At 46.0% G+C, this 18139-nt stretch carries 18 protein-coding genes; 14 read left to right on the forward strand and 4 right to left on the reverse strand.

The annotated features are described in order from the left end of the window. The first annotated feature begins 109 nt into the window (after nt 1-109). The 3 genes from ITG09_21970 to ITG09_21980 all read left to right on the forward strand — a co-directional run bounded on the left by ITG09_21970 (nt 110) and on the right by ITG09_21980 (nt 2376). Nucleotides 110-751 (forward strand): amino acid ABC transporter permease, encoded by a 642-nt coding sequence (locus ITG09_21970; protein UPR54051.1) that lies wholly within the window; start codon nt 110-112, stop codon nt 749-751. Nucleotides 752-863: 112 nt separating this feature from the next. Next, the gene (locus ITG09_21975; protein UPR54052.1) at nt 864-1529 is read left to right on the forward strand and encodes an ABC transporter permease subunit; all 666 of its coding nucleotides are present in this window, start codon (nt 864-866) and stop codon (nt 1527-1529) included. A 100-nt stretch (nt 1530-1629) separates the two neighbouring features. Further along, nucleotides 1630-2376 (forward strand): amino acid ABC transporter ATP-binding protein, encoded by a 747-nt coding sequence (locus ITG09_21980; protein UPR55234.1) that lies wholly within the window; start codon nt 1630-1632, stop codon nt 2374-2376. 108 nt (nt 2377-2484) lie between these two features. On the opposite strand, the gene ITG09_21985 is transcribed toward ITG09_21980, so the two are convergent. Further along, the gene (locus ITG09_21985; protein UPR54053.1) at nt 2485-3213 is read right to left on the reverse strand and encodes a UTRA domain-containing protein; all 729 of its coding nucleotides are present in this window, start codon (nt 3211-3213) and stop codon (nt 2485-2487) included. A 211-nt stretch (nt 3214-3424) separates the two neighbouring features. Here ITG09_21985 and ITG09_21990 point away from each other — a divergent pair, with 211 nt between their 5' ends. The 6 genes from ITG09_21990 (at nt 3425) to ITG09_22015 (ending at nt 8802) form a co-directional block, all read left to right on the forward strand. After that, entirely contained in the window at nt 3425-4507 is a 1083-nt protein-coding gene (locus ITG09_21990; protein ID UPR54054.1) for an extracellular solute-binding protein, read from the forward strand. Between the two features lie 61 nt (nt 4508-4568). After that, the gene (locus tag ITG09_21995) at nt 4569-5447 is read left to right on the forward strand and encodes an alkaline phosphatase family protein (GenBank protein UPR54055.1); all 879 of its coding nucleotides are present in this window, start codon (nt 4569-4571) and stop codon (nt 5445-5447) included. Beyond that, nucleotides 5444-6337: an ABC transporter permease subunit gene (locus tag ITG09_22000; protein ID UPR54056.1), complete on the forward strand. Its 894-nt coding sequence runs from the start codon at nt 5444-5446 to the stop codon at nt 6335-6337. The genes ITG09_21995 and ITG09_22000 overlap by 4 nt, the downstream gene beginning before the upstream one ends. Then, nucleotides 6337-7122: an ABC transporter permease gene (locus ITG09_22005; protein UPR54057.1), complete on the forward strand. Its 786-nt coding sequence runs from the start codon at nt 6337-6339 to the stop codon at nt 7120-7122. The genes ITG09_22000 and ITG09_22005 overlap by 1 nt, the downstream gene beginning before the upstream one ends. Further along, a complete protein-coding gene (locus tag ITG09_22010) occupies nt 7122-8141 on the forward strand; it encodes an ABC transporter ATP-binding protein (protein UPR54058.1) in 1020 nt (339 codons plus the stop codon). Before ITG09_22005 ends, ITG09_22010 begins: the two co-directional genes overlap by 1 nt. 1 nt (nt 8142) lies before the next feature. Beyond that, entirely contained in the window at nt 8143-8802 is a 660-nt protein-coding gene (locus tag ITG09_22015) for an HAD family hydrolase (protein ID UPR54059.1), read from the forward strand. Nucleotides 8803-8877: 75 nt separating this feature from the next. On the opposite strand, the gene ITG09_22020 is transcribed toward ITG09_22015, so the two are convergent. The 3 genes from ITG09_22020 to ITG09_22030 form a co-directional block, all read right to left on the reverse strand. Beyond that, a complete protein-coding gene (locus ITG09_22020; GenBank protein ID UPR54060.1) occupies nt 8878-9543 on the reverse strand; it encodes a response regulator in 666 nt (221 codons plus the stop codon). Further along, nucleotides 9540-10910 (reverse strand): HAMP domain-containing protein, encoded by a 1371-nt coding sequence (locus tag ITG09_22025; protein ID UPR55235.1) that lies wholly within the window; start codon nt 10908-10910, stop codon nt 9540-9542. Before ITG09_22025 ends, ITG09_22020 begins: the two co-directional genes overlap by 4 nt. A 286-nt stretch (nt 10911-11196) precedes the next feature. Next, on the reverse strand, nt 11197-11442 hold the full coding sequence (locus ITG09_22030) for a hypothetical protein (protein UPR54061.1): 246 nt from the start codon (nt 11440-11442) through the stop codon (nt 11197-11199). Between the two features lie 301 nt (nt 11443-11743). On the opposite strand from ITG09_22030, the gene ITG09_22035 reads away from it, so the two are divergent. The 5 genes from ITG09_22035 (at nt 11744) to maiA (ending at nt 18107) form a co-directional block, all read left to right on the forward strand. Then, nucleotides 11744-13783: a DUF3466 family protein gene (locus ITG09_22035; protein ID UPR54062.1), complete on the forward strand. Its 2040-nt coding sequence runs from the start codon at nt 11744-11746 to the stop codon at nt 13781-13783. 351 nt (nt 13784-14134) lie between these two features. Next, the gene (hppD, locus tag ITG09_22040) at nt 14135-15208 is read left to right on the forward strand and encodes a 4-hydroxyphenylpyruvate dioxygenase (GenBank protein UPR54063.1); all 1074 of its coding nucleotides are present in this window, start codon (nt 14135-14137) and stop codon (nt 15206-15208) included. Then, nucleotides 15201-16331: a homogentisate 1,2-dioxygenase gene (locus ITG09_22045; GenBank protein ID UPR54064.1), complete on the forward strand. Its 1131-nt coding sequence runs from the start codon at nt 15201-15203 to the stop codon at nt 16329-16331. Before hppD ends, ITG09_22045 begins: the two co-directional genes overlap by 8 nt. A gap of 12 nt (nt 16332-16343) precedes the next feature. Then, a complete protein-coding gene (locus tag ITG09_22050; protein ID UPR54065.1) occupies nt 16344-17381 on the forward strand; it encodes a fumarylacetoacetate hydrolase family protein in 1038 nt (345 codons plus the stop codon). Nucleotides 17382-17402: 21 nt separating this feature from the next. Then, complete coding sequence (gene maiA / locus ITG09_22055) at nt 17403-18107, forward strand: maleylacetoacetate isomerase (protein UPR54066.1); 705 nt, start codon at nt 17403-17405, stop codon at nt 18105-18107. The last annotated feature ends 32 nt before the right edge of the window (nt 18108-18139 follow it).

The following is an 18139-nucleotide window of genomic DNA, read 5'->3' on the forward strand; positions in this document are numbered from 1 at the left end:
AACAGTTAACCGCTGTTTGTGCCGATGACAAAAGGGCCAGAGCGATTTTACCCATTTGTCATTCGCGCAAAAGCCTATTGCAAGAAGTCGCTTTTTAAAGAGGTCGTTTATGGATTATTACGCTTGGGAACAGCTGCTACAGGGCGCGTGGGCTACAGCATGGATATCGGCAGTATCGATTGTATTGGGTGTGGTGATTGGTCTAGCGATTGCCTTAATTCGAATGATGAAAATCCCGTTTGTCGATCAAATACTGGGCATTTATGTCAGTTGGGCAAGAGCAACACCTCTGGTGACTCTGGCTCTGTTTATCTTTCTTTCGTTTCCCTCATTTGGCATCAATTTAGACAAACACGTTTCTGCCATTTTAGCACTCACGCTCAACACATCGGCATTCAATGCGGAAATTTGGCGCAATGCTTTTCTCAACTTTTCAAAAGGGCAAATGGAAGCGGCTGAAGCCATTGGTATGAGACGCATAACTTACTTCCGCCGAATCATGTTCCCACAAATGGTAATCATGAGCTTACCTGCACTGGTTAATGAAATGTCGTTCTTAATCAAAGGCAGCCCAGCGATTGCCGTGATCGGTATCGTGGATCTAACCCGTGTCACCAACCGAATTGCAGCGGTTACCTATGAGCCACTCGGGCCAATTCTGTGTGCGGGTGCCATCTACATGTTGATTATTGGCGTGTTGGTGAAATTGCAAGCTGTGGCTGAAAACCGAGCCACTTATCTGCAGCAATAAGTGCATGCTACTGCTATCAGCAGCAACAGTTTGGCCGTCATAACTACTTGGTCAGCAACACCATTTACCTGCTTGTGAAGCGTCATTGAGTGGGTAAATATAAGGAGTAAATATGGAAGAATGGAATATTATCTGGCAACAAAAAGAGCTGTTTGCTTCTGGTTTTGTGACCACTTTTTATCTTTTTGTTTCGTCTTCAATCTTGAGTTTCGTCATAGGTATTGGTTTGTTGTACTGTCTCGAAAACTCGAGATTCGGTGTTAAGTACACCATCAACAGTTTGATCGGCATGATGCGTACCTTACCGTTTCTGATCTTAGCCTACCTGCTCTATTACGGTTTGCCTCAGGTTGGCATTCGATTGGACGCAGTGACAGCGGGAATCATAGCGCTCAGTCTCTATCATGGTACGTATTTCTGTGAGATTTTCCGCGGTGTGCGTAAAGGGTTAGAGCCTGGTTACATCGAAGCAGCGCACGCTTATGGCTTTTCTAAGCTGAAAACCTTCACCCGAGTCATCACGCCCAACGTGTTATTTAAGTCGGTTCCTCTGATCACTAACCAACTTATCATCTGCTTAAAAGACACCGCATTTCTCAGCATTATTACGGTCGCTGAAATTACGGCGGCAGCTAACAGTATTCAATCCACATATTTTATCCCATTGAATGCGTTCATCATTGCTATCGCGCTCTACTGGGCTGTGAGTATTGCACTTGAAACCATCACCAAACGAATCCAAACCAAAGTTGAACTTAGAGGGCTTAGCCATGCTTAAACAATCAGAGATTATTGAAACAGAAGCACCGATTAACCCCTCTTCGAGCGTGAGTTTGGAAGTGATTGAGTGTGAGCCACTATTGGAAGAACGAGAGACGATCATCAGCGTTGAAAACTTGTCGAAGCAGTTTGATGGAATCGAAGTACTGCGAGACATCAACCTGACTATAAAAAAAGGCGATGTGGTGAGTATTCTCGGCTCGTCAGGTTCGGGTAAGTCAACACTATTGCGCTGCATGAATTGGCTAGAGCAGCCAGAGCGCGGCACGATTTTTATGGGTGATGAACGCATTGGGATCAACTCTGAAACGGGTAAACCTCTCAAATATAAAGAGCTGGCGAAACTTAGAGAGCGCCTTGGTATGGTTTTCCAAAGCTTCAATTTGTGGCCACATCTAACTGTGTTGCAAAACGTAATGGAAGCGCTCGTTCACGTTAAGAAGATAGCGAAATCAGACGCTGAGGAGATGGCTCGTAAGCAACTCGACAAGGTTGGGATGTCACACAAACTAGAGAACTACCCAAGCATGTTATCGGGTGGGCAAAAGCAACGTGTCGCGATTGCCAGAGCACTCGCGATGGAACCGGATGTTTTACTGTTTGATGAGCCAACCTCGGCGCTAGACCCTGAATTGGTCGAAGAGGTGTTACTGGTAATGAAGAAGCTATCACAAGAGGGTTACACCATGGTAGTGGTGACTCATGAGATGGAATTCGCGCGTCAGGTGTCGGATCAAGTGGTATTCCTTGAGAAGGGGATATTGATTGAGAAATCCAACCCAGAGAAGTTCTTCACTAACCCAGATTCACCAAGGGTTAGGCAGTTCCTCAAGCTTGATTCGTGAACTAGATGATTCACATCACCTTAATGTTTGATTGCTAAATCTAAAACTCCGACCTAATCAGTCGGAGTTTTTGTATGTGTGGGGTTCTTCTCTCAAGCAGGCACAGCATTACCCAATGCTATCAATATGAATCACTACAGAATCGGGTCGCCAGTACTCCAATTCGCAATCCATTAATTCACCGTCCTGTTTGTAGTTCACTCGGCAGATCTTCAAAACGGGCTGGCCTTCGGCTAAATTCAGCGCCTTAGCGACATGGGCAGGTGCAGAAGTGGGAATCACATCAAAGCGCGAGCGTTGGGTCTCGTAGCCATATTTTTCTCGGTAGATACCTGTCAGTGACATGGTGAGGTTTTCCGACAGCACTTTTTCAAACAACGGCGCTTTTAAGACGTTTTCAACAAACAGCACCGCTCTGCCATCAATAAATCGTAATCGCTCAATCACGTGTATCGGGGTTATCTGTTCTATCTCTAATGTCTTGGCGTAATCGCCTGCCGCCATCTCTGTACGGGTACTCAGCAGTTGTGTTTCAGCAATACGATGCTGTTCGCGAATCATTTGATGAAAGTGAGAGCGTGACAGCGGGTTGTAGCGGATACGTTCGGGTGACACATACCAACCTCGGCGCTCTTCTCTGTATATCAGGCCTTCGGTTTCTAACGACACCAACGCATCTTTGAGCGTGATTCGTGTGGTGGAAAACAGCTCGCTGAGTTCTCTTTCAGATGGCAGTTTTTGCCCCTCGGTGAAGATGCCTGATCGAAGCTGTTCTCTAATGCTTGTCTTAATCCTGCCTAGCTGTGTCCCTGATTGCCCTGTACCCAATGTTCTCATTACTGATCTAGTCCATAAGTTCGTGTGCTCAATAAGGTAAACCACGGAGTTAACAGGAATGTGACAGTAAACAAAGGCTTACTGTCATATGAGTGAAATGTAACTGCCACAGAAATGCATCTGAACTGTCAAATAAGTTGCGCGAAAGCGTCACACTCCGGCGATAGCATACAAAACGAACTTACTGACCTAGTCCAGAGGGATAGAGACAATGAAAACTTTGCTTAGCCGTTCAACTGTATCGCCAGCTAAACTGATTGGCGCAACGCTAATAACGGCAACACTTTCAATGCCAGCGATGGCGAAGGGTGCTGATCTTGAGTCACTGATTGAAGCCGCTCAAAAAGAGGGTGCGGTTTACAGTGTGGGCATGCCAGACAGTTGGGCAAACTGGAAAGGCACATGGACTGATCTGAAAGCAAACTACGGTTTGAAGCATCAGGATACAGACATGAGCTCGGCACAAGAGATCTCGAAATTTGAAGCAGAGAAAAGAAACGCAACCGCAGATATCGGTGACGTTGGTTTCGCCTTTGCACGTGTCGCTGTGCAGAAAGACGTAACGCAGCCATACAAGCCAACGACTTGGGATGACATTCCAGATTGGGCGAAAGACAAAGATGGTCACTGGGCTCTGGCTTACACTGGTACTATTTCGTTCATTTCAAACAACAACCTTGTTGAAGATGCACCAAAATCTTGGAGTGACCTACTAGAAGGTGACTACAAAGTCACAGTCGGTGATGTAGGCGTAGCCGCGCAAGCAAACAACGCGATTCTAGCGGCGGCATTTGCTAACGGCGGTGACGAGTCAAACCTAAAACCAGCGATTAAATTCTTTGGTGAGCTAGCGAAACAAGGCCGTCTGTCTTACACGGATCCAAGCATCGCAAACCTTGAAAAAGGCGAAGTGGAAGTGGCGATCATGTGGGATTTCAACGCATTGAACTACCGTGACACGATCGACCGTGAGCGCTTTACGGTAAACATTCCACAAGATGGCTCAGTAATCTCTGGTTACACCACCATCATCAATAAATACGCGAAAAACCCGAACGCGGCGAAGTTGGCTCGTGAATACATCTTCAGTGACCAAGGCCAAATTAACCTAGCAGAAGGTTACGCGCGTCCAATCCGTAGCAGCGTTACGCTACCTCAATCAGTACAAGACAAGCTGATCTCGAACGAGCAATACAGCAACGTTCACCCAGTATCTGACTTCTCAGCATGGGAAAAGTCAGCCCGTCGTTTGCCACGTCAATGGCAAGAAAGCGTATTGATTCACCAGCAATAACCCCGCTTAACATGCCACCTGTAACGGGTGGCTTATAGAAACAAGCAATAGAGAATAGACCATGAGCAATAAGGTTATCCTTGTTGTTCTAGATGGACTGAATTATCAGGTAGCCCGTGATTGCATGGGCTACCTGAACGGTCTTCTAGAACTTAAAGATCTTCATGAAAAACAGGGCGATTCGTACAGTAAACAGAGCACTTCGCAGGGCACGCAAAAAAACAAGCTGCGCGCCACACTTTACCCAATGCAGTGTGAACTACCGTCTATGTCACGCCCTTTGTATGAATGCATTTTAACCGGAGTTCGCCCTGTTGAGAGTGGCATTGTTAACAACCAAATCGTGCGCTTGTCGAATCACGAGTCGATCTTTAGCTTGGCTAAATCTCAGGGCAAAGTGACGGCTGCCGCGGCCTATCACTGGGTGAGCGAGTTGTATAACCGCGCGCCGTTTGACGCTGTGCGTGACCGTTTTACCAACGATGAAACCATGAACATCCAACACGGTTGTTTTTATCACTGGGACCACTACCCAGATGAAGCCTTGTTCTTGGATGCAGAGCACCTGCGTATCACTCATCAGCCTGACTTCTTACTGATTCACCCAATGAACATTGACGACATAGGGCACAAGCACGGGCTGGATTCTCGCCAATACCGCAACAGTGCACGTGGCGCGGATATCTACCTGTCGAACTACCTAGAGAAATGGGTAAATGATGGCTATCAGGTGATCATTACCAGTGACCATGGCATGAACAATGACTTGTCTCACGGTGGCATTCTGCCTGAAGAGCGTGAAGTACCATTCTTCGTAATCGGCGATAAGTTCACACATCAAGAATGTTTAGTAAAACAAACCGACATCTGCGGCAGCGTGTGTCAGCTACTCAGCCTTGAACACGATAAATCTTACACTCAGGAATTGTTGGCCCTATGAGCAGTTCTGTAATCACGCAGAGCGACGGTTCTGCGCTTAAACCTCAAACCAAGTCTTGGTTCAAACGCTTCAAGCCCGCTTTGTGGCTTGCGCCTTTCGCCCTATTTTTCTATCTGTTTCAACTTGCACCTATGGTTTGGGTGCTGATCAACAGTTTCTTCTACGACGATGAGCTTTCTCTCGAAAACTATTCTGAAATATTCGATTCAGCCTTCATGATGCAGGCCTTTGGCAACAGTTTGTGGTTGTCGATTTGGTCGAGCATTGTTGGTTTAGCGCTCGCGACTCTGTTGGTCTCTTCACTGCGCCGCGTTGATTCTAAAATCCGTGATGCGGTGATTGCCTTCACTAATATGAGCAGCAACTTCTCTGGTGTGCCTCTGTCGTTTGCCTTCATCATCATCTTGGGCACCAATGGGGCGATTACCTTATTGCTTAAGCAGTACGGCTTGCTGGGCGATTTCGACCTGTACGGCAAGTGGGGCTTGTTGGCGATTTACATCTACTTCCAGATCCCATTGGCGGTGTTGCTGTTGTATCCAGCGTTCGATGCCTTGAGTGATGACTGGCAAGCCGCCTCAGCACTGCTTGGTGCGAAAACCTGGCAATACTGGACCAAAATTGCGCTGCCTGTGTTATCTCCTGCCTTGTTTGGCACCTTCATCATCTTGATTGCCAATGCGATTGGCGCCTATGCGAGCGTGTATGCGTTGACCTCGGGCAACTACAACGTGATTACGATTCGGATCGCGAGCTTGGTATCGGGCGACTTGTTCCTAGAGCCAAACCTAGCCGCTGCAATTTCGGTGATTCTGATGGCGATGCTGGCCTTTATCACCGTGATTAACCAATGGCTGATCAGCAAAAGCTACGCAGGGAAGAGAAAGTAATGAACACAGTAAATACTCGCTTTCATAAAACCGTGGTCTATTCGATCGTTGGCATCATGATGATCCCGATCTTGGCGACCTTCATCTACTCGATCTCTTCGCGTTGGGGCGCGACGATCTTGCCTGATGGCTTTACTCTGGATTGGTACATTAACCTGCTGACGGATCCTCGCTTCTTACAAGCCTTTGGCCGTTCACTGTTTATCTGTGTGGCGGCGTTGTCACTGAGTGTGGTGTTGGTTCTGCCTGCGATTTTCGTGGTGTTTTACTATTTCCCGAAGCTCGACAAGGTGATGAATATCCTGATCTTATTGCCGTTCGCAGTGCCGCCAGTGGTGTCTTCGGTAGGCTTGCTTCAGCTGTATGCCGATAGCGAAATCTCACTGATAGGCACGCCGTGGATTTTGATTGGTACTTACTTCACCATCGCGCTGCCATTCATGTATCGCGCGATTGCCAACAGCTTTGAAGCAATCAACCTGCACGACTTGATGGACGCAGCTCACCTACTCGGCGCAAGCACTACCAAGGCGTTCTTATTGATTATTTTGCCAAACCTTAAGAAAGGCTTAATGGCGTCGCTGTTCTTGTCGTTCTCGTTCCTACTGGGTGAGTTCGTGTTCGCCAACATCTTGGTGGGTACACGTTACGAGACGCTGCAAATTTACCTATACAACATGCGTCAAACCAGTGGTCACTTCACGTCAGCCCTTGTGATGACGTACTTCCTGTTTATTTTCTTACTGACTTGGTTGGCAAGTCGTTTCAGCCAAGGTACCAAATAATGAGCTATGTAAATGCGAAAAACCTCACCAAGCGCTTTGGTGACAACACGGTATTTGAAGACATTGAATTTTCCATCGAGAAGGGTGAATTCATCACGTTGCTTGGCCCGAGTGGCTGCGGAAAATCAACTCTGTTGCGTAGCTTGGCAGGTTTGAACCCGGTTGATGGTGGCGAGATTTGGGTGAATGGTGAGGAGATCACTCATCAAGTGCCGCAAGAGCGTGGCATCGGTATGGTGTTTCAATCTTATGCTTTGTTCCCGAACATGACGGTTGAAGGCAACATTGCGTTTGGCCTGAAGATGAAAAAGCTTGCTGCTGACGAGATTAAGCGCGAAGTCGCGAAAGTGATTGGGCTGGTGGACTTAACGGGCAAAGAGAAGTTCTACCCGCATCAGTTATCAGGCGGCCAGCGTCAGCGTGTGGCTTTGGCAAGAGCCTTGGTGGTGAAGCCGCGTATTCTATTGCTCGATGAGCCACTTTCAGCGCTGGATGCGAAGATCCGTAAACATCTGCGCCAGCAGATCCGAGACATCCAAAAAGAGATGGACTTGACCACGATCTTTGTGACTCACGATCAAGAAGAAGCGATGATCATGTCTGACCGTATCTTCCTGATGAATAAAGGCGAGATCGTCCAAGCCGGCACACCTGAAGAGATCTACACTCAACCAGCCAATGAGTTTGTGGCAGGATTTATGGGACACTACAACTTGGTACAAGCGAACAAGGCTAAGCAGCTGTTTAATATTGAAACCGAGTGGAGAGTGGCGATTCGACCTGAATCTATCTACGTTAAAGAGCAAGGTCGACAATATGGCGAACATATCTCTGCGCCGAAAATGGGTACCATTCGCAACCATCAGCTGTTGGGCAACGTGATTCGCTACCAAGTGGACGTTGATGAGTGTGAACTGACGGTCGACTTATTAAACCGTTCTTCTGAACGACTATTGGCAAATGGCAGCCAACTTGAACTCCTGTTTAACCTTAACGAAATTCAACCTGTGAGAGCCTAAGATGTTCAAACCTTTGTATGTATTTGATATGGACGAAACGCTGATCAATGCCGATGCAGCGATGCTCTGGAATGAATTCTTGGTTGAAAAGGGCATTGCTACAGCGCCGAACTTTATTGAAGAAGACCAGCGCTTAATGGGTTTGTACTCGGAAGGTAAGCTGAACATGGAAGATTACCTTACGTTCGCTATGCAGCCACTGGCTGACATGCCAACTGAGCAAGTCAGTGCTTTGGTTGAAGAGTGTGTTGAGCAGCATATTTTACCTAAGCAGTTCAAACAGTCTAAACCTTTGATTGAGCAGCTAGAGAATGATGACATCGACATGTTGATCATTTCAGCCAGCGTCACTTTCTTAGTAGAAGCGGTCGGTCGTAAGATTGGTATCGAAAACGCACTCGGAATCGATTTAGTTGAAAACCAAGGCCGTTTTACTTCTCAAATCTCAGGTGTGCCAAGCTACCGAGAAGGCAAAGTAACGCGTTTGAAAGAGTGGTTAGACAATCAAGAAACTAACTACTCAGATATCCACTTTTATACGGATTCAATCAACGACTTACCTTTGTGTGAACACGCTGATTTTTCTTATCTGGTAAACCCATGCCCGCGTTTGAAAGCGTTAGCTGATCAACCGAATTGGTCGATTCTCAACTGGGATTAACGTGAGTTTTATATTCGAATTAGGTTCGTTCTAGAATTTATCAAGCCGCTGACTATAGCGGCTTTTTGTTTCGTATTATTCTATTTCTAGTTTGTAACCTATCCCGTAAATGGATTTGATGAAGTCACATTTTTCATTTATCGAGACCATTTTTTTGCGTAAGTTTTTAATATGGCTATCGATAGTGCGATCGCTGACCACTCTTCTATCGTCGTAGATTTTATCAATCAATTGATCGCGACTATAAATGCGGCCAACATTTTGATAGAGAAGGTGCAAAAGCCGAAACTCAGCTGGCGTTAAACTTAGCTTAATACCACATAGGACGGCAGTCATACTCAATTCATCAATATCAATTTCGTTCGTGGCTGACGTGGCTTGGGGTTTGTTGGAACGGCGCAAAATATTTTTCACCCTCACGACCACTTCTCTCGGGCTATACGGCTTACATATATAATCATCTGCACCCAATTCAAGCCCAACGAGTCGATCGATCTCTTCGACCTTGGCTGTCGCCATAACCACTGGAATGTCACTGAACGTTCTCAGCTCTCGATAAATATCCAACCCGTCTCGATTGGGTAGCATGAGGTCGAGAATAATGAGTTTAGGCGATGCTTGCTTTACCCAGTCGATGACAAGACTACCATCAATAATATGATGACTTTCAAGGCCAGAGTGCTCTAAGTACTCACACAGTACACTTGCTAATGCAGGCTCATCTTCGACGACTAAAATCACGATTTTATTTCCTTTGGCAACGCTATGATGATTCGTAGTCCACCCAATTCTGAGTGGTCGGCAGTAATGTGTCCTTGGTGCGCTTCAACGATATTTTTACAGATAGATAAGCCAAGCCCAGAACCGCCACTTGATCGACTGCGCGATTTATCAACGCGGTAAAGCCTCTCAAACAAACGCGGAAGTGATGCATCAGGTACACCTGGATCACTGTCTTCAACGTTGATAATAATACTATCACTAATGTCGGTAACATCTATCGATACATGCCCATTATCGCTAGTGTATCGTGCGCTATTTTCCAACAGATTCACAAACAGTTGTGTCAGTAATCTTTCATCACACGAGGTAAACAGTGGGGCTGAATGGTCATAGTGCTTTGTTAATGTGATTCTTTTCTGTTCTAAACGGATCGAGTTTTGAACGATCACTGAATTAATCAGTTTATGTATATCAACGTTGTTTTTAACATTGAGGTTAAATCCGATGTCATACAGGGAGAGTTGATGAAGATCCTCAACGAGTTGACCCAGTGTGATGATTTGTCGATGTAACGAGTCGATATATTTTGGCTCAGGAGATCGGATACCGTCTTGTAGTGCTTCTAGTTCACTTCTTAGCACGGTGATAGGCGTTCTAAGTTCATGTGAAATATCCGATAGCCACTGTTCTCTAAGTGTTTTTTGTTTTCTTAGTGTTTCGACTACACCGTTAAATATTCCGATGAGATCAGATAACTCATCATTGCCACTTTTTTCAATGTAGAAATCGAGGTCGCCATTTTCGATAGATTTGGCGCCTTTCGACAAAGCACGCAATGGTTTCAAAAATCGCCTAACAAGAAATAAAGCGATAAGGAATGAAAGCAACACGGTAATCGATGCGATGGTGCTTACATGCGTCGTTTGTTGTTTGAAAAAGCTTTCTGCTAAAGGCCCTGATATTTCATCCATCTGGACGATGGAGATATACCCAATTACTTGATTATCTAGTGTTATTTCGACTAGTGCTTGATGCTGACCATCTTCAAGGTGATGTAGGTTTTCAGGAGGCCCAATTATAGCTCGCCCGTTTTGATCTAAAATGTTGAGTCGTTGCCAAATAGGTTGAAGACCTGACGCTTCCGGCTCTCTTAATGGTGGTGGCGATGGGTGTCTGTCACGAGCATGTGGTCGTGAGGGGCCACCAATGCTACTGGCGATTAAATGTGGTTCACGTTCTAGCCGCCTCCACTTTTCGGAAGGTGAGTAATATTGCTTTAAGTTATTGGCGAGTTCTTGAGCTAGGGCAATCTCATTGTTATTTGTGAAATCTTGGAGCCCTCTTTGAAAACTGGAGTTAATAAAATAGGTGAGTACAAAGAGCATGGTCACGCATACCATTAGTATTGAAACAAACAGTTTAGTGAAAATTGATATGCGCACGTTCTCTCCAGACGTTAAAGTGAATTAGGACAGTAAAATGAATTAAGACAAAAGTGAGTTAAACCAATATTAATCACCAATCGTGTGGGAAATGTGGACATTGATTTCTTTATTCATCTTAAGCCATGTATAAGCGTCTTTTTGTTAGAAACGAATAGCGAGCTGACAGGGTGCTATACCCCATCAGCTCGCATTGAATTATCACTATTTTTGGATAACCCTCTAACAATTATTGACGTCTTGGTGGCGGCGGTGGAACTTCCTCTTCCGATAGACCACCGCTTCCATCTGCGTCTAGTTTGTCAAAGTCATCGGCGAGTGGACCTCTGAGCTCTTCTAATTGTAATTCGCCATCACCGTTTGCATCCATTTCTTCAAAGCTTGGCATTTCTCTTGGACCTTCACGACTTTCAGCACACGCTTGAAGCGCGAATGTCGATGTCAGTAAAAGTAATGCTGTCGTGATTTTTTTCATAATTTAATTCCTATTCGTAACCAAATATAAGTGTATTTCTTTGACGCAAATAGGTTAGCGATCAAATTAGCAGAGAAAATGGATAAATCTAGGAGATGAAAGTTAGCGTTTAACTTTAATAGGGCACCAGGTCATCAGCCCATCAAGTCAGGTTGTTTAAACCTCCATTGTTTCTACATAGTTTCCACATTTTCTATTTTTATCCTAGTCCACTATTGAACTCATGAATGTAATGCCTTTAGCAATAAAGGCAGAAAGCTATCGTTGGTATTGAAATGGATTATTTTTTAGGAGCCGTAGAATGAAGGCAATGGTAAAAAAATCAGTCGTTGTCTCTTCTACGTTGTTGGTTGCTTCTTATAGTAACGCTGCGCTTTATAGGGTGGTTTTAGAGGAATCACCAGTAGAAACGGAATCGGTGTATGGGGTCGCAGTTGAACCAGAGCTTGGTACAACGGATTGCTTTAGTACCAGTTGTGGTGACACCGACTACGCATTCGCAGGTGAAGCTCAAAATGCAGAACCAGGTTTTTCCTTTAAAGAGGAGGTCCCTTTAGGTATCGATAACACGTTCTACGATTTGGATTATGACGATATCTATAGCTACTGCACGAGTGAACTTGGCTACGCGACTTGTGAAGCTTGGAGTTCTTTGTTGTGGTATGGCGATGAGGATGCTGGTATTGGAGGCTTGAGAAATGAGCGTGATGCATATTACGAGCTGAGCTATCAGACGAATTCCACGGCTTTTTATGACTCTGACTCGTTAAGTGAGATCCCTGATGTTGGCAGTAACTCACCTGATGTGAGCCGTTATAGTTATTCCTTTGTTGATGGAACAGAGGAGAAGGTCATCACTAAAGTTGACGAGAATGGTTTTGTTCTTGGTAACACCAGCAGTGGTTACTACAGCTATAACAACCAATATATTCAGTTGTATAGGCAGCGTGGTTACTACGATACAGGCACTGAATTTACGGTTCTCCAACCTGAAGCCGATACCAGCATTACGATCAGCGATGCTGACGGCGAAGCGAATATAATCTCCCAAATGGGAAGAACGATGGCTTTTGATTCTTTCAGTTATGGAGGAGAAAGCTATGTGGTCGGAAGCGCGTCCGTTGCGACTTTTTATTACAGTGATGGCTATAAAGATTATGATTCTCCGTATACCTCCGACAGTGATGCAGAGGATTTAGATAATTGTATTGATGTAGATATTGAGCCTGCTTTATATCCAGAGTGTCAGAACTTTGCTTTTGCTAATCGAGCTTTTGTCTGGAATATAACCGATTCGAATGGCCCTAATGATGATGGAAACCGTTTTTCAGTATCCGATTGGGAAACCAGTTCGACCTATTACTCTTACAACGATGATGAAGCTTCAGCACAGGCGAGTGTGAGGGCTGCAACGATTTCATCTAGAGGGACATATAGCTCTTATCCTGTTTTAGTTGGTTACAATACAGAGCTAGATGATTCTGATAACTTTCTTATGCAGGCTGCTGTGTTTAGGCCAAGCAGCACGTCAAATTTCAGCGTTTCGGAAAATGCTTGGACGACGACATTTATCGCTAATGCGACGGTAGAAGTGAGTGATTCATACATTCACAGTAATTCTGTCGCAACAGACATTAATGAAAACATGATGGTTATTGGTTATGCAAAACGAGATGGCGATTATCCGTCGGATCGTGTATCTGACAATCGTATGTTTGTCGCTGATGCGAATGACACAACGCCAACAGCCACATTCTTCGCAAGTTTAGGTGAAGACATTTTCTTTGACAGTGCAGAGGGAAAAGCAAGTGAGATCAACAGCTACAATGAAATCGTTGGTTATGTTGACGCCGAAACTCACGCTGAAGTAGACGGCCATGAAAGAAGGCATCGCGGCTTCATTTTCCCTTATAACGACACTGGTACCGATGCTGATAGACGTGCAAGATATAATGATCAAGCTTGGTGGTTAGACGACCTAACTAACGGTGGTGACGACAGTGATGCCAACAACCACTTTAGAATATTGGACGCAACCGACATTAATGACGCGGGGGTTATCTCAGGGACGGCAATACAATGTTTTGCGAGTGAAAGTAGCTCCTCTTCTATGGGTTATGATTCAACCGCGCACTTTGCTTATTGTAATGATGGAGTAGGTGACGAGAGGGTGGTGGCTGTGAAACTTATCCCGATATCTGGAGCAACAAGTGAAGACATTGCTGAAAGAAGTGATGATAGCGCTGAAGATATTGAACGTAGTGGTGCGGGTACCGGGTTATTGGTGCTTATCAGTTTGATGTCCGTGCTTTCTATGCGTTCAAGAGTATCTCGTCTGTAACTCTTTAAATTGATGAAGTTCAAAAGTCGCCTTCTTTTTCCGATAACATCGAAGGCGGCACTAAATCGATGTTATCCCTTTCGCTTAAAAGCCCATGCGTGTAACAATGCAATAACATCTCTTACTCTGCTGTAAATCAAACCACCATCTTTCAATCCCTTGATAGCACTCACTTTCTTGTCTTGATGGTTTGTGTGTAACAAATATTTTACAAATTGACAGGGTTTCATCGAAATTGCCCTTTTCCTTCCATCCATTCCAATCTTTCCGCTTGTGGACCAAATTTAATCAAGGATAAAAACACACAACTACGTAATAAATACAAAACCAATAGGTACAAGGAGAAAGTTCATGGTGGATACATACAACCCGCTTGGCACGGATGGATTCGAGTTTGTTGAGTACACGGCCGTTGACCACAAGGGAATTGAGCAACTTAAAGCGCTGTTTGTGTCACTTGGTTTTGCTGAGATAGCCAAGCACCGCTCAAAAGAGGCTTGGCTGTATCGACAAGGTGACATCAACTTTATCGTCAATGAGCAGCCTCACAGCCAAGCGGAAGCGTTTGCTAAGGTGCATGGGCCATCGGTGTGTGGCATGGCGTTTCGTGTCAACGAAGCAACCGCTGCAATGGAACAAGCGTTTAAGGGCGGTGGTGAAGAGTACAAAACAGAAATAGGGCCGATGGAGCTGAGCATTCCTGCCATTTACGGCATCGGTGAAAGCCTGCTCTATTTTGTGGATCGTTATGGCAAGCAGAGCATCTACGACGTCGACTTCCGATTCTATGACGATGCGGAACAGCGCATGGCCGAAGCCAATGTTGGTTTGTATGAAATCGACCACCTCACGCACAACGTTAAGCAAGGCAATATGGATGTGTGGTCCGGATTCTATGAACGTCTTGGTAACTTCCGTGAGATTCGCTACTTCGACATTGAAGGCAAGTTGACAGGCCTTGTGAGCCGCGCCATGACCTCACCGTGTGGCAAAATCCGTATCCCTATCAATGAGTCTTCCGACGACAAATCACAAATCGAAGAGTTTATTCGCGAATACAACGGCGAAGGTATCCAACACATTGCACTCGCAACGGATAACATCTACAAAACCGTGAAGACTCTGCGTGATCGCGGCATGGACTTTATGCCAACTCCAGACACTTACTACGAGAAAGTTGACGATCGTGTGAAAGGCCACGGTGAAGACACTGATCTGCTGCGTGACCTGCGTGTTTTGATTGATGGCGCGCCGACCAAAGACGGCATCTTGCTACAAATTTTCACGCAGACGGTAATCGGGCCTGTGTTCTTTGAAATCATTCAGCGTAAAGGCAACGAAGGCTTTGGCGAAGGTAACTTCAAGGCGCTGTTTGAATCGATTGAAGAGGACCAGATTCGTCGAGGAGTATTAGACGATGCATAAATGGATCTCGTTTCCTCATCGGGAGGGTGTGTGCTCTAAACAAGCGCATGCCGACTTCCCCGAAGAGGCAATTTATGAGCGAGAGGCGGGCCGAAGTGGATTCTTCGGCCCTGCCGCTCATTTTCACCACCAACATGCCCCAACAGGTTGGTCGGAGTGGGAGGGCGATTTACGTCCTCGCGCTTTTGATTTTACGCTGGTGGAAAAAGCCAGCCAGATAACCCCTTGGGCGGTGCCTCATCTTTTGCGCAATGCGGACTGCAAAATTCGTGTGTGGCGCATGGACGAGAAGATGGATTTCTTGGTGCGTAATTCCGACGGTGATGAGCTGCTGTTCATTCATCAAGGCAGTGCTGATCTCTATTGCGACTATGGCCATTTAGAGGTGAGTGAAGGGGATTACGTGATGATCCCGCGCTCGACCAACTGGCGTTTAGAGCCAAGCGAGCCGATGTTTATCTTGATGATTGAGAACACAGATGCGGCTTACTCCCTGCCAGAGAAAGGTATGGTCGGTAATCACGCGGTGTTTGATCCTGCTGTGCTCGACATCCCTTCTATCAATGATCAATTCCGCGCTCAGTATTCAGAAAACCAGACTCAGGTTCAGGTGAAACGCCACGACAAAGTCAGCGTTATTACTTATCCGTTCAATCCATTGGATGCAATTGGCTGGCATGGCGACTTAGCTGTGGTGAAAGTGAATTGGCGCGATATTAGACCGCTGATGTCACATCGCTATCACTTGCCACCTTCTGCGCATACGACGTTTGTTGGCGCAGGCTTTGTGGTGTGCACCTTTGTGCCACGCCCGATTGAGAGCGATCCTGGGGCGTTGAAAGTGCCGTTCTACCACAACAACGATGATTACGACGAAGTGCTGTTCTATCACGCAGGTGACTTCTTCAGTCGCGATAACATTGAAGCGGGCATGGTGACTTTCCATCCAGCTGGGTTTACGCATGGGCCTCACCCAAAGGCTTTCAAAGCGGGTCAGGCACATAAGAAGAAGTTTACCGATGAAGTCGCGGTGATGATCGATACTCGCCACGCGCTGCAGTTCTCTGATGAACTCGATAGCGTTGAGAACAAAGAATATGTCTACAGCTGGCAAGAGAAGTAAGGGGCAACAAGGATGAAATTAGCAACCAAGAAAAATGGTACTCGTGATGGCCTATTGATGGTCGTGAGTAAAGATCTCAAACAGTGTGTACCTGCCACTGAAATCTTCCATGCGATGCATCTGGCGCCAACCATGCAGGTAGCATTGGATAACTGGGACAGCGTTGCTTCTCAGTTAGAAGAGTTATACACCTCGTTAAATAACGGGCATGTGACTGGCAGTGAAGTCTTTGCACCTCAGTATTGTGAATCACCTTTGCCACGCGCTTATCAATGGGCGGATGGCAGTGCTTATGTAAACCATGTTGAGCTTGTACGCAAAGCGCGTGGTGCTGAAATGCCAGAAAGCTTCTGGGTTGACCCGCTCATGTATCAAGGTGGCTCAGACGCGTTTATTGGGCCGCGTGACAATATTGAATTTGCCAGTGATGAATGGGGTATCGATTTCGAGGGTGAAGTCGCGGTTGTCACCGGAGATGTACCAATGGGTGCCAGTGCCAAGCAAGCGCATGATTCTATTCGCCTATTGATGTTAGTGAATGATGTGTCGCTGCGTGGCTTGATTCCGGCAGAGCTCGCTAAGGGCTTTGGTTTCTTCCAATCTAAACCGTCTTCGGCGTTCTCTCCGGTTGCGGTGACACCCGATGAGCTTGGCGAACAGTGGAAAGGCAGCAAGGTGCATTTACCGCTGATATCGACCTACAACGACCAGCCTTTTGGTTGTCCGAATGCTGGCGTCGATATGACCTTCAATTTCGCTGAGCTGATCGTCCATGCTGCGAAAACTCGTCCACTGTCTGCAGGCACAATCATAGGCTCGGGCACGGTTTCTAATAAGCAAGGGACTGACCACGGCACCTCAATTGCCGAAGGCGGTGTGGGTTATTCATGTATTGCCGAAGTGCGAATGATTGAGACTATTCGTGATGGTAAATCGTCGACTCAATTCATGTCGTTTGACGATTCGATCAAGCTTGAGATGTTTGATGCAGCGGGTGACTCCATTTTTGGTGCGATTGACCAAAAAGTGAGCCAGTATCGAGCGGTATAATCCACGTAATAGGATTTCTGTATGAGCGAGAGCATCGTGAACAAGAACATTATACTTTACGGTTACTGGCGCTCGTCTGCTGCCTATCGAGTGCGTATTGGATTAAACCTGAAGCAACTCAACTACGAGTCTAAATCGGTGCATTTGGTGCGTAATGGTGGCGAGCAGCATGACCCACAATATCGCGCTCTCAATGCCAGTGAATTAGTGCCGGTGCTGGTGGATGGTGACGTTCAACTCAATCAGTCACTAGTTATTTTGCAATATCTCGACGAGCACTATTTATGTGTGAGTAGCCCGGAAGTCTCGCTGATTCCTGAGCAAACACCACTGCGCTATCAAGCACTGGCGATGGCTCAGGATATTGCGATGGAAATTCATCCTCTTAATAACCTGCGCGTGTTGCAGTATTTGGAGCGAGAATTGTCATGCGGGCAAGAGGCTAAAATGGATTGGCTTCACTATTGGATGAGCCAAGGGTTTTCAGCGTTAGAAGAGAAGTTGGCGAAGCACAGAAAAGCACATGGCGATTCAGTGTATAGCCTCACTGACTCCCCTTGTATTGTTGATATTTGCTTAGTGCCGCAAGCCTATAACGCGCTGCGCTTTGATGTTGATATGTCGCCGTATCCGCTGATTAACTCAATTGTCGAAGCGTGTAATCAGTTACCCGCTTTTATTGAGGCGATGCCAGAGAACCAAGCGGATGCGAATGTACTTACGTAAACGTATAGCAACACTTTACGGCTAATTTCGAC

The organism is Vibrio cyclitrophicus, assembly GCA_023206055.1.
GTDB lineage: Bacteria > Pseudomonadota > Gammaproteobacteria > Enterobacterales > Vibrionaceae > Vibrio > Vibrio cyclitrophicus_A.

Coding starts and splice junctions, on each gene's coding strand:
- ITG09_21970 (UPR54051.1), top strand. CDS start 110: ATGGATTATTACGCTTGGGAACAGCTGCTACAGGGCGCGTGGGCTACA.
- ITG09_21975 (UPR54052.1), top strand. CDS start 864: ATGGAAGAATGGAATATTATCTGGCAACAAAAAGAGCTGTTTGCTTCT.
- ITG09_21985 (UPR54053.1), bottom strand. CDS start 3,213: ATGAGAACATTGGGTACAGGGCAATCAGGGACACAGCTAGGCAGGATT.
- ITG09_21990 (UPR54054.1), top strand. CDS start 3,425: ATGAAAACTTTGCTTAGCCGTTCAACTGTATCGCCAGCTAAACTGATT.
- ITG09_21995 (UPR54055.1), top strand. CDS start 4,569: ATGAGCAATAAGGTTATCCTTGTTGTTCTAGATGGACTGAATTATCAG.
- ITG09_22000 (UPR54056.1), top strand. CDS start 5,444: ATGAGCAGTTCTGTAATCACGCAGAGCGACGGTTCTGCGCTTAAACCT.
- ITG09_22005 (UPR54057.1), top strand. CDS start 6,337: ATGAACACAGTAAATACTCGCTTTCATAAAACCGTGGTCTATTCGATC.
- ITG09_22010 (UPR54058.1), top strand. CDS start 7,122: ATGAGCTATGTAAATGCGAAAAACCTCACCAAGCGCTTTGGTGACAAC.
- ITG09_22015 (UPR54059.1), top strand. CDS start 8,143: ATGTTCAAACCTTTGTATGTATTTGATATGGACGAAACGCTGATCAAT.
- ITG09_22025 (UPR55235.1), bottom strand. CDS start 10,910: ATGCTCTTTGTACTCACCTATTTTATTAACTCCAGTTTTCAAAGAGGG.
- ITG09_22030 (UPR54061.1), bottom strand. CDS start 11,442: ATGAAAAAAATCACGACAGCATTACTTTTACTGACATCGACATTCGCG.
- ITG09_22035 (UPR54062.1), top strand. CDS start 11,744: ATGAAGGCAATGGTAAAAAAATCAGTCGTTGTCTCTTCTACGTTGTTG.
- hppD (UPR54063.1), top strand. CDS start 14,135: ATGGTGGATACATACAACCCGCTTGGCACGGATGGATTCGAGTTTGTT.
- ITG09_22045 (UPR54064.1), top strand. CDS start 15,201: ATGCATAAATGGATCTCGTTTCCTCATCGGGAGGGTGTGTGCTCTAAA.
- ITG09_22050 (UPR54065.1), top strand. CDS start 16,344: ATGAAATTAGCAACCAAGAAAAATGGTACTCGTGATGGCCTATTGATG.
- maiA (UPR54066.1), top strand. CDS start 17,403: ATGAGCGAGAGCATCGTGAACAAGAACATTATACTTTACGGTTACTGG.